Here is a 14,375-nt window from a genome sequence, read left to right as displayed (position 1 = left end):
GCGGCTTTGGCCGCGCCATCAGGATACGGAATATTCCCTTGCCGCATCCTGCCAGCTCGTCCGCAGTTCCTTCAGCGCGTCCTGGCGGCCCGTCGAAATCCACTTCGAGCATGCGGCCCCCCGCGATCGGGAGCCGTTGCAAAGAATCTTTCGGGCACCTCTTCTCTTCTCGCAATCCAGCAACCGGATCGTCATGTTGAAAACGGATGCCGACCGCCATTATCGCAACGAAGATCGCGATCTGACTGCTATCCTCGAGCGCCATATCGGCGATCTTTCCTCGGGCAATGTCGATCAGGACAGCGTGCGGGATCAGGTATTGTCGGTCATCGCGATCTATCTCGGCCATAAACCGATCACCATCGCAGCCGTTGCCGCGGAGCTGAAGCTTTCGGTCAGGACCCTGCAGCGGCGCCTTAGCGATGAGAACACGTCGGTCCGTGCCCTCGTGCGGGAATATCGCGCCGGGATCGCGCAGCTCTATCTCAGGGCCGGCACATCGGGCTACTCCCGCCTCGCCGATACACTGGGCTATGCGGACAGTACGGTGTTCTGGAGGGCGTTCAAGGGCTGGACCGGCCTGTCTCCATCGACGGTGGCGGCGGAAGACGAGCGCATGCGGTCGTCCTGATCTCTTCTTTCCGATCAGGCGGCATGCCGGACAGAACACCCGACATGCCGGTGGAAAATGAACGCTACCGTGCCAGCGCGGCCTCGGTCAGCTTTGCCTTACGTAAGGCGGTCTGCCGGTTCAGCGCATCCCGTTCCGGATAAGGCGTCTGTGTCACGGGGTAGGCATAGCCATCGCGGAAGCGCATGAAGGCGCCCTTGTCGCTGACCGTTGTCTGCTGCCACCGCGGCAGTCCGTCGCCATTGGGATTGCCCGTCTGCACGAAATTGACGAGGTAGGACGACATGGTGTCGGCCATTCTGTAATCGGCGCCGGTCCATTTCCGCTGTCCCGGCACGTCCCGCATCGAATTGAAGAAATACCAGAGATCCGAGGAGTGGAAGGAGCCGTAGAATTCCGAGTTGCGGCCGGGCGGTGCGTGATTGAAGTAGAACGTATAGACGTTGAAATCCTTGTTGTGCGCCTTGGCATATTCCGCCGAGACGATGAAGTTCTGGAGATTATAGTCGGCACGCGCCCGAAGCCACAGGCGATAGGCGTCCTGGTCATTCGAGGGACGATAGACCTCTTTCCAGGCGTCGTCATAGCCGATCGTCTGGATCGCCTTGGCAAAATCCTCCGGCGCTAGCGTCTTGTCAGGCCCGCCCTCAAGCGAGGTATATTCGTCCGACGTACCGCCGATCATGATGTCGTGGCCGTTCAATGCATCGGGTTTCAGAAGGTCTATCGAATCCTTGGTGAAGACATAGCCGTCCAGCGTGTACTGCGACGTCTTGTTGATCGCGCCGTGCAGGGCATCGTAGAGCAGCGTTTTGCCATCCGACATGGTCTGCGTGACGATTGTGTCGGCAGGAATGGCGCGAAGGTCAGCAAGGCTCGTCGGCTTTCCGAAGACCGTTTCCATGGCCTTGGCGTCAACGGCTTCCCGCTCCTTCAGATCCATCATCGGCACCGGCATGAAGCCGGATGAGCCGCTCTCGATGACCGCGCGGCGGAACAGACCCTTGGCCAAGGGCGTGCGCAGCAGCATTGTCGTATTGCGCGCGCCCGCCGACTGGCCGCCAATGGTCACCTTCGATGGGTCTCCGCCAAAGCCGGCAATGTTGTCCTTCACCCAATGCAGCGCCTTGACCAGATCAAGCGTCGCATAATTGCCGGAGACGTGCTGCGGGCTTTCGTCTGAGAGTTCCTTCAGCGCCAGGAAGCCGAGCGCGCCGACCCGATACTGAACCGATACGACAACAATGCCCTTCGCCGCCAGCTTCGACGCATAGAACTCCATTTCCGAAGCGTAACCGTGGTGATTGGCGCCACCATGGATCCAGACATAGACCGGCAATTTGTCGCCGGCACTCTTTGCCGGGGTCCATACGTTCAGGTTCAGCCCGTTTTCGCTAGCTTTCGGCAGGAAGGCGGGGTCGAAATAAAACTCGTCTCCCCAGAAGGCCCCGACCGGATTGGTGTGAATATCCTGAAGCGCCTGGTCTCCCCATTGATCGGCAAGCTTCACCCCCTCCCAGGGGACGACCGGTTGCGGTGCGCGAAAGCGGTTGTCGCCGCTTGTGGGGCCGGCAAACGGAATTCCCTTGAAAACCTGGACGCCGGAAATGTCGGTGGCCACCCCATTGACCTTGCCCCCTTCGACGGTAACGGTGTCGACGCTAGCTTTTGAAGAGGCAGCCTGTGCCCAGTCCGGCATATGAAACACTCCGACCGCCAGCCCGATTGCCAGGGCGGCGGCATATGAAATTCTTATAAGCGACATCATTAGCACTCTCCTCGATGTGCAGAAATGGCGGTTCAATATTGCTCATCCCGTGACGACGGACAGAGATGGCCGGTTAGCCGTGCGGGGTGAACAGACCGCAGTGATGATCCCGCTGATACTGCTCCTCCGAGATCAGGCTGGTCTCTCCGCCCGGCAGGAAAAGCAGGCGTTGCGGCGATTGGGCGCCATAGGCCGGCCATGTAGGCAGGCCGCTGCCGGGGATGCCTTTCTTGCTGGCGAGACTGGTCCAGTAGCCGGTCATCAGCTTTGAAAGTTTCTGCTGCTTTGATGTCAGCGGCGTCATGACGTCGGATCCCCAGACAAAGGGGAGCTCCGAGGAATGGGCGCTGCCAATCTCGAATGATGCCGGCACCGTCATATAGGGGCGGATCGGCGCGGTCTCGTCGCGAAATTCATAGACATAAGTGGGCACCCATTTCGACAGCGCCTGTACCACGCCCGTGGTCGGGCAGGCCCAGCCGGCGTCCGTGCTGACATTGGCCATCGCCTCGCCGGGACTACGGGCTTCGACGGAAGCATAGGTCTTCAATACGTCATCAGCCTTGCCGGCATAGGTTTTGCGCACATAGCCCTCGTAATCCTCCTTGGTCACCGGCTGGTTGGTGAGGTCGTTCGCCTCATAGGTAAAGGCGCGGGTCTCGTGCTGGTTGTTGCCGAAGATCACCGGGATCCGGTTGAAGTTGCCGCCGCGATAGGCCTCCAGGGCCGGTTGCGGCTGCGCCCAGCCGCCGGAGGTCGGCCGCCACGTCGCGCTCGAAGCCTTCTGCGCATCGAGGATCTCAGCCGGGCTCCTGCTGCGAAGGCAGGCCGCACGATCCTTGTCGTCGGCGCAGCCGATCGTCTTGATGAAACTCTCGCCCGAGGCCAGCGCGTCGGACTTCGGTATATTGGCACAATCGCGGATGCTTTCGATAACAGCGCCCTGGATCAGTCCTTTCGCCGCCGGCGAGGCAAGGATCCAGCAGACGGAACCCGCACCGGCCGATTGGCCGCCAATGGTTACCTGCTCCGGATTGCCGCCGAAGGCTTTGATGTTCTTGTGAATCCAACGCAAAGCCTCGATCTTGTCGAGATCGCCATAATTGCCGCTGCTCTGCTTGTCCCGGGATTCGCTGTCAAATTCGGGAAGCGCCAGATAGCCAAGCGCGCCGAGGCGATAGTTCACCGTCACCACGACATAGCCGGCACGCGCCAGTTCTTTCGGATCCCAGTCGGTCTTGGAGCCGTTCACCCAGCCGCCGCCATGAAAACCGACCATCACAGGCAGATTGGTGCCAGCTTTCGCCGGCGTGTAGACGGAGAGATTGAGGCAATCCTCGGTCCAGCTTGCCGGCTTGCCAGGGCGCCAGAATGTCGCCAGCTGCACGCATTCATTGCCGGATTTGTTGGCATGGAAGGGCGTCGTCATCTTGTCGATGGGCTCAGGTGCCGCCCAGCGCAGCTTGCCGAGAGGTGGCTTGGCATAGGCAATGCCCCGATAGAGATGCAATCCCTTGGCCTCTGTGCCGATATAGACGCCATCGGGCGACGATACCTCCGCCGCCAGCGCCTGTCCGCCAGCCAGCAGCATGGCAAGGGCCACCGCTGCCTGCGCGGCAGGTCTCGAATTGTCGATAATCCGTCGAATCATTGCACTCCTCCATGGATTGATCCGGAACGATGGGCTGGGCTCTGGATATGTCTGGCATGCCGATCCGAACATCAGATCAGACGATGCGCTTTGACGTTTTCATGGGAATTGTCTTGGCCTAGCCTCCATCACCAGGCCGTCGGGACAAGGTTGCACGCGTATCTTTGTGATGAACGCGAAAGTAGCTGGGAACTCCCTGGGATATTTGCGGTATTGCCAATCATTTTCACCTTGCTCAATCCTCCCGACCGTCAGCAAAGCGCACTAAATCTCTTGAAGTGTGTTTATTGTCGACAATTGACAATATGCTGGAATAGTGGAGGGGTTACACTGAAAGTCAAGGCGGTAGCCGTCAATTTGGGATAGAAGAGCCGGTATGAACGCATCTATCGACGCACTTCAGATTCTCCAGACGCACTCGGTTTCCGATCTGGTGCGCGAGGAGATCCTCCGGCAGATCAAGACCGGTGAGATTGCCGGCGGCGACAAGCTGAACGAGATCACTTTCGCGCAACGGTTCAAGGTCAGCCGCGGACCTGTCCGCGAGGCATTCCGGGCTCTGGTGGAGGTCGGTCTCGTGAAGCTGGAAAAGAATCGCGGCGTCTTCGTGCGCGAGATAGGCGAGCCAGAAGCGCGAGAGCTCTATGAGTTGCGGGCAACGCTTGACGAGATGTCCGGACGGCTCCTGGCGGCCCGTATCACGGATGCGGACATTGCCGAGCTGCGCATCTGGCTCGTTCGTCTTGCCGAATTGCCGGAGCATGAGGAGGGCGCGCAGTCTTTCCCGATGAATATCGCGTTCCATGACCGCATTGTCGAAATGGCCGCCAATGCCACGCTGCTGGAATTCTATCGACGGGTGGTCGACCGTATGCATCTGTTGCGGCGGCGGAATTTTTCGAGCGCCTCGGGCCGTGAGGCCTCCCAGGCTGAGCACGAGGCGATTGTCGATGCCTTGGCGACGCGCGATCCGATGCGCGCCGGGGACGTGATGCGCGCTCATGTCATGAACGGCTACCGCCGGTTCACATTGCATGCCGACAGGAAATGAGATGCGTCGGCATCCACGGCGCTAAACCTGCGTGGCAGGTGAAGCTTGGAGGTCCATTATCAGGCGGCCGATATAGCCGGCGATGGCGCCGACCATGTCAAAGGAGGTCGGATCGCGCAGCCAGAGCATCTGCAGGCCGTCCATCATGGCGATCACCTCGGCGGCGATCGCCGGACAGTCGACATCCCGCTTCACTTCGCCCCGCAGGACGCCATCTGTGAGCTTCGTCGCGATATTCGCTTGCAACTGCCGTGCGCGATCGCTGAACCAGGCCTTTGCCGGATGGTTCTGCGTCAGGCTTTCGGCATTGAGGATCGCAAAGGCGCGGACGACCTCCGGGATGCTGGTGTTATATTTCGCGATCTGGATCAGGCCGAGCAGGAAAGCGTGCCAATTCGCCTGACCGACATCGATCGCGACCGAACTTTCGAGATCCCGTTTGTCGAGGATCGCCAGCAGCAGATCCACCTTGGTCGGAAAATGATGCAGCAGGCCGGGAAGGGACAGGCCGACATCCTTGGCGACATCCGCGATGGCGGCGCTCTGGTAGCCGTCCCTGGAGAAACGGTGCATGGCGGCGGCGAGGATCGCCTCGCGCCGCGAAGCGCCCTTGGCGGAGTTCCGCCGCCGTATGCCTTTACCTTGAGTTTCGATGCCCGGTCCGACGGTCATTCTCTCTTCCCCCGATTTCGTTCCGTTCTACAGCGATTTGCATGCCCCGGCCAACCTGTCAGTACACATCTCTTGACTCTTTAAAAAGACCGATTACTCAGTAGGTTTAAGAGTGGAGGATATCTCATGACCATTGTACATGCCAGCCTCGGCAATACGGATGCCCATCAACCGGGCGCTCCGAGCAAGGCTGTCGGCATTCCGTTTATCGCCGGCTTTGCGCTCGCCAATCTCGGTTTCTTCATTGCCGTGATGACGCCGATTGCCGTCACCCTTGCTATTCGCGTGAGCGCGCTCGATCCAGTCGGCAAAGGCGCCAGCCTCGGTGCGATTCTCGGTAGCGGTGCCCTGTTTGCTCTGTTCGCCAATCCGATATTCGGGCAGCTTTCCGACCGTACGCGCTCTCGCTTCGGCCGCCGCCGGCCGTGGCTCATCGGCGGCGTCATCGTGGGCAGCCTTGCTCAGCTCGTGATTGCCTATTCCTCGAGCCTCCTGATGATAGGTATTGCCTGGTGTGCCGTGCAGGTCGCCTACAATGCGATGCTTGCGGCTCTGGTTGCCGTCGTGCCCGATCAGGTGCCGGAACAGCAGCGGGGGATGATATCGGCGCTTGCCGGCATGTCGGTCTATGTCGCCTTGCTGATCGGCAGTGCCGTCGTATCGCTGACGGGAACTGGCAGCAACGCCATGTTCCTGGTGCCGACCGCGATCGGCCTCGTCACGATTATCGGCTTCGCCCTCCTGCTGGATGATCGCCCCACCGACAATGAGCCGGCACCCAGAGGCAACCTGTTGGGCGAATTGGCGGCGAGCTTCTGGGTCAATCCGGTCAAGTATCGTGATTTCGGCTATGCCTGGCTCAGCCGCTTCCTGGTGTTCTTCGGCTTTGCTGTGCTGACCTCCTATCAGGTCTATTATCTCACCGACCAGCTCGGGGTCGCGGAGGCCGGCATCGGCCAGACTATGTTCTTCTCGATCCTGATCACCACCTGCTGTGTCGTCGCCTCCTCGATTGTGTCCGGCTATCTGTCCGATCGGACAGGCCGCCGCAAACCCTTTGTCTTTGCCGCCGCCGCCACCTATGCACTTGGCATCGCCGTGATCATGATGGCGCCCGACCTCACCATGTTCTTCGTCGGCGTCGCCATCTCCTCGCTCGGCTTTGGCGTCTACTATGCCGTCGACCAGGCGCTCGTCGTGGACATCCTGCCGGATCGCGAAACGAATGCGGCAAAGAACCTTGGTGTCCTCAATATCGCCAATGCTGTTCCGCAATCGATCGCGCCGGCCATAGCGCCGATCGTGCTCGCGATCGGCTCGGGACACGGACAGAATTACTCACTGCTCTATGCCTTGGCGGCGGTCAGTGCCTTTTTGGGCGCGCTGGCAATCGTGCCGGTACGTGGCGCACGTTGATAAGATCAATATTTCGGGCGGGAACGCCTGCCTAATGGTCCCCATCGGACCGATTAACATGGGAGGATCCCCTATGATCGACGATATTCTCGATAAGATGACACTGGAGGAGCAGGTGTCGCTGCTCTCGGGCGCGGATTTCTGGACGACCGTCGCGATCGAGCGGCTCGGCGTGCCGAAGATCAAGGTTACCGACGGCCCCAATGGCGCACGCGGCGGCGGGTCGCTGGTCGGCGGCGTCAAGTCCGCCTGCTTCCCGGTGGCAATCGCGCTTGGAGCGACGTGGGACCCGGAGCTCATCGAGCGCGCCGGCGTGGCGCTGGGAGGACAAGCCAAGAGCAAGGGCGCGTCGGTGCTTCTGGCGCCGACCGTCAACATTCACCGCTCCGGCCTCAATGGCCGCAACTTCGAATGCTATTCGGAAGACCCGGCGCTGACCGCCGCCTGCGCCGTCGCCTATATCAATGGCGTGCAGAGCCAGGGTGTGGCCGCCACGATCAAGCACTTCGTCGCCAACGAGTCCGAGATCGAGCGGCAGACCATGTCCTCCGATGTCGATGAGCGGACGCTGCGCGAAATCTATCTGCCGCCTTTCGAGGAGGCGGTGAAGAAGGCCGGCGTGAAGGCCGTCATGTCCTCCTACAACAAGCTCAACGGCACCTATACGAGCGAAAATCCCTGGCTGCTGACGAAAGTCCTGCGCGAGGAATGGGGCTTCGACGGCGTGGTCATGTCCGACTGGTTCGGCTCGCACTCGACGGCTGAAACCATCAATGCCGGGCTCGATCTGGAGATGCCGGGGCCTTGGCGGGATCGCGGCGAAAAGCTGGTCGCCGCAGTCCGGGAAGGCAAGGTAAAGGCCGAGACCGTGCGCGCTTCGGCACGGCGTATTCTCCTTCTGCTCGAACGCGTCGGCGCCTTTGAAAAGGCGCCTGATCTCGCCGAACACGCGCTTGATCTGCCGGAAGATCGTGCGCTCATCCGCCAACTCGGTGCGGAGGGTGCTGTACTCCTGAAGAATGATGGAGTGCTGCCGCTTGCCAAGTCGTCCTTCGACCAGATCGCCGTCATCGGCCCCAATGCGGCTTCCGCACGCGTCATGGGCGGAGGAAGCGCGCGGATTGCCGCGCATTATACGGTGAGCCCACTTGAGGGCATTCGCGCGGCGCTGTCCAACGCCAACAGCCTCCGCCATGCGGTCGGCTGTAACAACAACCGGCTCATCGACGTCTTCAGCGGCGAGATGACGGTGGAATACTTCAAGGGACGCGGCTTCGAGAGCCGTCCGGTCCATGTCGAGACCGTCGAAAAGGGCGAATTCTTCTGGTTCGATCTTCCGTCCGGCGACCTTGATATCGCCGATTTTTCGGCGCGCATGATGGCGACCTTCGTGCCGCAGGAAACCGGTGAACACATCTTCGGCATGACCAATGCTGGGCTTGCTCGGCTGTTCGTGGACGGCGAACTGGTGGTCGATGGCTATGACGGTTGGACGAAGGGTGAGAACTTTTTTGGAACCGCGAACAGCGAGCAGCGTCGGGCGGTAACGCTTGAGGCCGCACGCCGCTACCGGGTTGTGGTCGAATATGAGGCGCCGAAGGCCAGCCTGGACGGCATCAACATATGTGCGCTCCGCTTCGGTGTCGAAAAGCCGCTCGGCGATGCCGGGATTGCGGAGGCGGTCGAAACCGCCCGCAAGTCCGATATCGTACTGCTCCTCGTCGGCCGTGAGGGCGAGTGGGACACCGAAGGTCTGGATCTGCCCGACATGCGCCTGCCGGGTCGCCAGGAGGAGCTGATCGAGGCGGTCGCCGAAACCAATCCCAACGTGGTCGTGGTACTGCAAACGGGTGGTCCCATCGAGATGCCATGGCTCGGCAAGGTGCGTGCGGTGCTGCAGATGTGGTATCCCGGCCAGGAACTTGGCAATGCGCTTGCGGACGTTCTCTTTGGTGATGTCGAGCCTGCCGGCCGCTTGCCACAGACCTTCCCGAAGGCGCTCACGGATAATTCCGCCATCACCGACGATCCGTCGATCTATCCTGGCCAGGACGGCCATGTGCGCTACGCGGAAGGGATCTTCGTCGGCTATCGCCATCACGATACAAGAGAGATCGAACCACTCTTCCCCTTCGGCTTCGGTCTTGGCTACACCCGCTTTACCTGGGGTGCCCCGCAACTATCGGGAACGGAAATGGGGGCGGATGGTCTTACGGTGACGGTCGATGTCACCAATATAGGCGACAGGGCGGGATCGGACGTGGTGCAGCTCTATGTTCACTCTCCCAATGCCAGGGTCGAGCGGCCGTTCAAGGAGCTGCGTGCCTTTGCGAAGCTCAAGCTGGCCCCGGGCGCGACCGGTACGGCGGTGCTGAAGATCGCTCCTCGCGACTTGGCTTACTTCGATGTCGAGGCCGGTCGTTTCCGGGCTGATGCGGGCAAGTACGAGCTGATCGTGGCGGCCAGCGCCATCGATATCCGGGCAAGCGTAAGTATTCACTTGCCGGTCGATCATGTGATGGAGCCGTAGCGCAAGCATTCAATATGAGCCGCGCCGCCTATCTTAGAAGGAGGCGGCGCGATCCGCGAAGTGAGTGGGACAGGGCCTGGCGATCGCTCTCTTAATGTACATACCTGGGATGTACATTTCCAGGCCGATGCGCTATGATACATCCATGTACACACATGGGAGCATCCCGCTATGCAGATGACCAAGGCATTCAAGAACGGCAATTCCCAAGCCGTACGCATCCCAGCAGAGATTGCCTATGAGCGCACGGACATGGAGCTGGAGATTGAGCGGGTAGGCGATGAAATCCGCATTCGTCCTGTCCGCCAGTCGTTGGCCGGCGTCATGGATGTTTTCGCACGCTTTTCCCCCAATTTCATGAGCGAGGGCAGGGGTGACCAAGAGCAGGACGAGCGCGAGAAGATCTGATGCCGCGCTATATGCTCGATACGAATATGTGCATCTATCTGATGAAGAACCAGCCCGAGCAAGTCGCTCGTCGTTTTGCCGCTTGCTACGTCGGTGACGTGGTGATGTCGGCCATTACCTTCGCGGAGCTGGATTACGGTGTTGCCGCGTCTGATGCCCCGGAACGGGAGCACGGCAACCTTGATGCCTTGGTGACCCTCATTGCGGTAGAGCCGTTCGATATCGCCGCTGCCCACGCTTATGGCCCAGTACGCATGGCAACGCGAGAGCGCAAGAAAGACCATCTGGACAAGCTGATCGCATCACACGCCATTGCCTTGAATACGGTGCTTGTTACCAACAACACACGAGATTTCATGGCCTATCCCAACCTCAAAATCGAAAACTGGCTGGATACCTGAGGCTGCGTTCGCTGCTTACGGCAGCGCCGACTAAAGGGAACCATCGTCCCCTTTAGTCATCTCAGATCCATGCCTTCATCGGCATTGCGATCATGACACACGGCTCATTTCAGACTTGGAAACAGCCTAGAACAACCGCTCCAGCCAGCCGTGCTTGTCGGGCGCACGTCCGTTTTGAATGTCGAGGAGTGCCGCCTTCAGGCGCGTGGTCACCGGACCGGCGCCGCCGTCGCCAATGGTGAAATTGTGCTTGCGGCCCTTGAGTTTGCCGATCGGAGTCACCACTGCAGCTGTGCCGCAGGCGAAAGCTTCGCGCAGCCGGCCGCTGGCTGCATCCGCCTGCCACTGGTCGATCGCATAGGGCTCCTCGCGTACGGTGAGGCCGAGCTCGCGCGCCAGTATGATCAGGGAATCGCGGGTGATGCCCGGTAGGATCGTGCCGGTCAGCGGCGGGGTCTGGAGCGAGCCGTCATCGAAGACGAAGAAGACATTCATGCCGCCGAGTTCCTCGACGAAACGACGCTCCACCGCGTCGAGGAAGACGACTTGGTCGCAGCCTTCTTGGGTCGCTTCCGCCTGCGCGGAAAGGCTTGCCGCATAGTTGCCGCCGCACTTGGCTTCGCCGGTGCCGCCAGGGGCGGCGCGCGTATAATTCTCGGACAGCCAGATCGTCACGGCCGATGCGCCGCCCTTGAAGTAGGCGCCAACGGAGGAGGCAATGACGCAATAAATATAGTCGGAGGAAGGCTTCACGCCGAGCAGGCTTTCGGTCGCGATCATGAACGGCCGCAGATAGAGTGCAGCGCCATCGGTCGTCGGTATCCAGTCCCGATCGATCTTCACCAGCTCGCGCACGGAATCGAGGAAGAGCTCCTCCGGCAGCGGCGCCATCGCCAGTCGCGTCGCGGAGTTGCGAAAGCGTCGCGCATTGGCGTCGGGACGGAAGAGCGTGGCGCCGCCGTCAGGCAGGCGATAGGCCTTCATGCCCTCGAAGATTTCCTGGCCATAGTGGAATACCAGCGTCGCCGGATCGAGATTGAACGGCTTGCGCGCCTCGATCTTTCCGTCATGCCAGCCGCGGCCCTCGGAATAGCGGATCGTCGCCATGTGATCGGTGAAGACACGACCGAAACCTGGGTTCTGGAGCAGCGCTTCGCGCTCGCTGGCCGGAACGGGGTTCGAATTTCTCTCAAATACCAGGGTCTGCGGGCCGCTGTCACTCATCGTCTATTCCTGTCTGTTCCTCATTCGTGGCGGGCCGATTCCCCGCTCGCTCCTGCAGGCTGGTTTAGCCTAAATCGAGTGGCATTTGTTTGCTTTTATATTTGTTCAAATGAAAGTTTTCGCGTTCTTCATCCCATTTTTCGCCATTTCTAGTATTTTCTGCTCGTGGCGGATAATTGGAGCATCGATCTGCTCTGATGTATTGGCCTCTCGTTTCCGGCAATATGGATGCGATCGAGAGCGGGCCGGATATCCATTCCGAGGCGCTGCGGCATTATACCGGCGATCTCAAGCACGAGCTTTCGACGGATCGCGACCGCATAATCCTCGATCCTGTCCGGGACAATCACGAAGGATCTCGGGCCGCCGATGACCTGCTGCCGGAAATAGCCGGGGAGATCGGCAGTAACTCCCGGTTCGCTGCGGGCAACGGCGATGACGTTGATCACGTAGCCCTTTTTCATGGCCGCGTCGCGGCTTTGCTCGACCGGCAGGCCGTCATTGTTGGTGCCGTTCGAGGATATGTCGATGATCTTCCTCGTGGCGTGTCCCGGCCAGCGTTCGAGCAGGAAGCTGCTGATGTCGATGGCAAAGGACAGCGAGGTCCCGCCGCCCCCCTGCCGCTTCAAACCTGCATTGCTGCTATGAAGGATAGCGTCCGCAGCAACCTCCAGATCCGAGCGGCTGCATAGTTTCGTCCATGGCAGGACTGTGTCCAGGTCGCCGACGCCTGCCCATTCGACATAGCTGACTGCAATGCAGCCCGTCATCCCGCCCTCGATCGCGGACAGAACTTCTTTGGAACGAAGGGCGGTGGCATGACCATTGCGCTGAAAATCGGCCGTGGCTGGATCGATCGAGGAGGATTTGTCGACGGCCAGCACGATGGCCGCGTCGACCGTTCGCGGATCGGGGCTGGCCGCGAAAGAGGATATGGCAGGAATAAGCAGAGCCAATACGCCGACGAGAGTCGATAGACCCAGCCGCCAAGGGTGGCGGTGTCTTGTATCCATGGCGGGTGAGCATGCGCCCCTCGACCGGGAGATGTGTTGCCACCAGATCATGTCTCTTTCTCCTTGTTGATCAGCCATGTCGCTGTACGAGCGTGACGCCAAGCACGATGAGAATGGAGCCGCATGTTCTCGGCACGAGCCTGCCGAGACCGCCGCCGGTAAGCCGTCCGAGCGTCAGCGAGGCGAGGCCGACAGCGGTGATGTCGGCTGCCGAGAAGATGATGTTGACGACCGCGCCGAGGACGAGGAACTGCGTCCAGACCGGTATTGCGGCGACAGGATCGACGAATTGTGGCAGGAACGTCAGAAAGAAGAGCGCGGTCTTCGGATTGAGGATCTCGACGACCATGCTGTCACGCAGGACGGCGGGCTTGTGGTCGGCAGTTTCGCCGCTACTTTCGTGCCGGCCAAGGAGCATCGTCACGCCCAGCCAGACGAGATAGGCCGCGCCGGTGAATTTCATGACCGCGTAGACCGTTGGGGCCTGATCGAGGAGAGCAGCAAGGCCGATGGCCGCAGCGGCGATATGAACATAGCAACCGAGATGCACGCCAAGTGCTGCCATCAATCCGGCGCGGCGGCCATGCGCTAGCGTCTGCGCGGTCATGTAGAGAATGGCCGGTCCGGGCATACAGGCAAAGACAAGCGTCGCAAAGGCGAACGAAGTCCAGTATTCCAATGAAAGCATGGCGCATCCCCCGCTTTTTGAAGACCGCTCTCCTCACATGGAGCGGTTCGAAGCGGATGGACCCGTATGGGTTGCCGCTCGTCGGAAGAGGTACGCCTTGTGCGTGCCGAGACATATACGACGCCTGTCGTATTTCAGCGCGGGTGGAGGCTGATTATGGTGGGCTGGTCAAGGGGACGATATTCGGGCGCAAGCCGACCAGGGAAGCGCGCATGCATGCTTTAACCAGCGGGCAATCCAAGGCGGACGGCATAGGCCGTGACCTCGGCCGTGCTGTGAAGATTGAGCTTGCGCATCAGGTTCTCCCGGTGCTTGCGCGCCGTCAGCGGGCTGATGCCGAGACGTTCCGCCATCTGCCTGGAAGTCTGCCCCTGTGCCGACAGAAGCAGGACCTGCCGCTCCCGCAATGTCAGCGGAATGGGCGATACGATCTCACCGGTGACCGGCATCTTGCCCAGACGTTCCGGATCGGCGACCGCAAACCGGATCGATTTCGCCAGATAGGTCTTGCCGCTCTTCACGGCATCGATGGCCGTATCGAGCTCCTCGGGGTCGCCGTCCTTGGTCAGATAGCCGTTGGCGCCGGCATCGAGCGCGGCCCGCACCGTCCTCGGTTCGATATTCGCCGTCAGCACCAGGATCTTCATGCGCGGCGCCAGTGCCCGTATGTCGGAGATGAACTGGATCCCGGCGACGCCCGGCATGCCGAGATCGAGGATCAGTAGGTCGGCGCGGGTGCTGCGCACGAGATCGAGCAACGTGTCGCCATTGGCCGCCTCGGCAACGATCGACACATTCGTCATGGCCGAGATCAGCAGCTTCAACCCTTCGCGCACGATGGCGTGGTCGTCGGCTATGATGGCGGTAAAGGGGCGATTCATCTGGATACCACTTATGGATGCGCGGCTTAAATTCTTTAATC

Annotated in this window: 13 protein-coding genes; 6 read left to right on the top strand and 7 right to left on the bottom strand. The window is 60.5% G+C overall.

The genetic code is table 11. The features are described 5' to 3' along the window. On the top strand, window positions 1-631 hold a 631-nt coding region (locus RRH01S_RS24550; protein WP_042474525.1), incomplete at its 5' end, for a helix-turn-helix transcriptional regulator. A gap of 64 nt (window positions 632-695) precedes the next feature. On the opposite strand, the gene RRH01S_RS24545 is transcribed toward RRH01S_RS24550, so the two are convergent. Next, window positions 696-2,396: a carboxylesterase/lipase family protein gene (locus tag RRH01S_RS24545; RefSeq protein WP_234711722.1), complete on the bottom strand. Its 1,701-nt coding sequence runs from the start codon at window positions 2,394-2,396 to the stop codon at window positions 696-698. Window positions 2,397-2,472: 76 nt separating this feature from the next. Further along, window positions 2,473-4,050 (bottom strand): carboxylesterase/lipase family protein, encoded by a 1,578-nt coding sequence (locus RRH01S_RS24540; RefSeq protein ID WP_015917984.1) that lies wholly within the window; start codon window positions 4,048-4,050, stop codon window positions 2,473-2,475. A gap of 376 nt (window positions 4,051-4,426) precedes the next feature. Between RRH01S_RS24540 and RRH01S_RS24535 the strand changes: the two genes are divergently transcribed. Next, window positions 4,427-5,101, top strand: coding sequence for an FCD domain-containing protein (locus tag RRH01S_RS24535; protein ID WP_015917983.1), 675 nt, complete (start codon window positions 4,427-4,429; stop codon window positions 5,099-5,101). Between the two features lie 21 nt (window positions 5,102-5,122). On the opposite strand, the gene RRH01S_RS24530 is transcribed toward RRH01S_RS24535, so the two are convergent. Continuing rightward, window positions 5,123-5,773: a TetR/AcrR family transcriptional regulator gene (locus RRH01S_RS24530; RefSeq protein ID WP_015917982.1), complete on the bottom strand. Its 651-nt coding sequence runs from the start codon at window positions 5,771-5,773 to the stop codon at window positions 5,123-5,125. Window positions 5,774-5,899: 126 nt separating this feature from the next. Here RRH01S_RS24530 and RRH01S_RS24525 point away from each other — a divergent pair, with 126 nt between their 5' ends. The 4 genes from RRH01S_RS24525 to RRH01S_RS24510 all read left to right on the top strand — a co-directional run bounded on the left by RRH01S_RS24525 (window position 5,900) and on the right by RRH01S_RS24510 (window position 10,528). Next, on the top strand, window positions 5,900-7,189 hold the full coding sequence (locus RRH01S_RS24525) for an MFS transporter (RefSeq protein WP_015917981.1): 1,290 nt from the start codon (window positions 5,900-5,902) through the stop codon (window positions 7,187-7,189). Between the two features lie 73 nt (window positions 7,190-7,262). Beyond that, window positions 7,263-9,719 (top strand): beta-glucosidase H, encoded by a 2,457-nt coding sequence (locus RRH01S_RS24520; protein ID WP_015917980.1) that lies wholly within the window; start codon window positions 7,263-7,265, stop codon window positions 9,717-9,719. Window positions 9,720-9,890: 171 nt separating this feature from the next. Further along, on the top strand, window positions 9,891-10,127 hold the full coding sequence (gene vapB / locus RRH01S_RS24515) for a type II toxin-antitoxin system VapB family antitoxin (RefSeq protein ID WP_007702100.1): 237 nt from the start codon (window positions 9,891-9,893) through the stop codon (window positions 10,125-10,127). Further along, window positions 10,127-10,528 carry a type II toxin-antitoxin system VapC family toxin gene (locus tag RRH01S_RS24510; protein WP_015917979.1) on the top strand — a complete coding sequence of 134 codons (402 nt, stop codon included), beginning with the start codon at window positions 10,127-10,129 and terminating at the stop codon, window positions 10,526-10,528. Before vapB ends, RRH01S_RS24510 begins: the two co-directional genes overlap by 1 nt. Before the next feature lie 126 nt (window positions 10,529-10,654). Here RRH01S_RS24510 and RRH01S_RS24505 read toward each other — a convergent pair whose 3' ends face one another. The 4 genes from RRH01S_RS24505 to RRH01S_RS24490 form a co-directional block, all read right to left on the bottom strand. Then, window positions 10,655-11,752, bottom strand: coding sequence for a branched-chain amino acid aminotransferase (locus tag RRH01S_RS24505; protein ID WP_015917978.1), 1,098 nt, complete (start codon window positions 11,750-11,752; stop codon window positions 10,655-10,657). Window positions 11,753-11,901: 149 nt separating this feature from the next. Further along, a complete protein-coding gene (locus RRH01S_RS24500) occupies window positions 11,902-12,816 on the bottom strand; it encodes a DUF1194 domain-containing protein (RefSeq protein ID WP_015917977.1) in 915 nt (304 codons plus the stop codon). A 19-nt stretch (window positions 12,817-12,835) separates the two neighbouring features. Beyond that, the gene (locus tag RRH01S_RS24495) at window positions 12,836-13,453 is read right to left on the bottom strand and encodes a LysE family translocator (protein WP_015917976.1); all 618 of its coding nucleotides are present in this window, start codon (window positions 13,451-13,453) and stop codon (window positions 12,836-12,838) included. A 221-nt stretch (window positions 13,454-13,674) separates the two neighbouring features. Further along, window positions 13,675-14,334: a response regulator gene (locus RRH01S_RS24490; RefSeq protein WP_007702087.1), complete on the bottom strand. Its 660-nt coding sequence runs from the start codon at window positions 14,332-14,334 to the stop codon at window positions 13,675-13,677. Window positions 14,335-14,375 lie beyond the last annotated feature (41 nt).

Source organism: Rhizobium rhizogenes NBRC 13257 (assembly GCF_000696095.1).
GTDB lineage: Bacteria > Pseudomonadota > Alphaproteobacteria > Rhizobiales > Rhizobiaceae > Rhizobium > Rhizobium rhizogenes.
The sequence above is the reverse complement of the archived record's forward strand: the minus strand, read 5'-3'. Positions and strand labels throughout refer to the sequence as shown.

Bases quoted from the DNA above. Each gene is read 5' to 3' on its own strand.
- RRH01S_RS24490 (WP_007702087.1), bottom strand. From the start codon at position 14,334: ATGAATCGCCCCTTTACCGCCATCATAGCCGACGACCACGCCATCGTG.
- RRH01S_RS24525 (WP_015917981.1), top strand. From the start codon at position 5,900: ATGACCATTGTACATGCCAGCCTCGGCAATACGGATGCCCATCAACCG.
- RRH01S_RS24535 (WP_015917983.1), top strand. From the start codon at position 4,427: ATGAACGCATCTATCGACGCACTTCAGATTCTCCAGACGCACTCGGTT.
- RRH01S_RS24530 (WP_015917982.1), bottom strand. From the start codon at position 5,773: ATGACCGTCGGACCGGGCATCGAAACTCAAGGTAAAGGCATACGGCGG.
- RRH01S_RS24540 (WP_015917984.1), bottom strand. From the start codon at position 4,050: ATGATTCGACGGATTATCGACAATTCGAGACCTGCCGCGCAGGCAGCG.
- vapB (WP_007702100.1), top strand. From the start codon at position 9,891: ATGCAGATGACCAAGGCATTCAAGAACGGCAATTCCCAAGCCGTACGC.
- RRH01S_RS24505 (WP_015917978.1), bottom strand. From the start codon at position 11,752: ATGAGTGACAGCGGCCCGCAGACCCTGGTATTTGAGAGAAATTCGAAC.
- RRH01S_RS24495 (WP_015917976.1), bottom strand. From the start codon at position 13,453: ATGCTTTCATTGGAATACTGGACTTCGTTCGCCTTTGCGACGCTTGTC.
- RRH01S_RS24500 (WP_015917977.1), bottom strand. From the start codon at position 12,816: ATGATCTGGTGGCAACACATCTCCCGGTCGAGGGGCGCATGCTCACCC.
- RRH01S_RS24545 (WP_234711722.1), bottom strand. From the start codon at position 2,396: ATGTCGCTTATAAGAATTTCATATGCCGCCGCCCTGGCAATCGGGCTG.
- RRH01S_RS24510 (WP_015917979.1), top strand. From the start codon at position 10,127: ATGCCGCGCTATATGCTCGATACGAATATGTGCATCTATCTGATGAAG.
- RRH01S_RS24520 (WP_015917980.1), top strand. From the start codon at position 7,263: ATGATCGACGATATTCTCGATAAGATGACACTGGAGGAGCAGGTGTCG.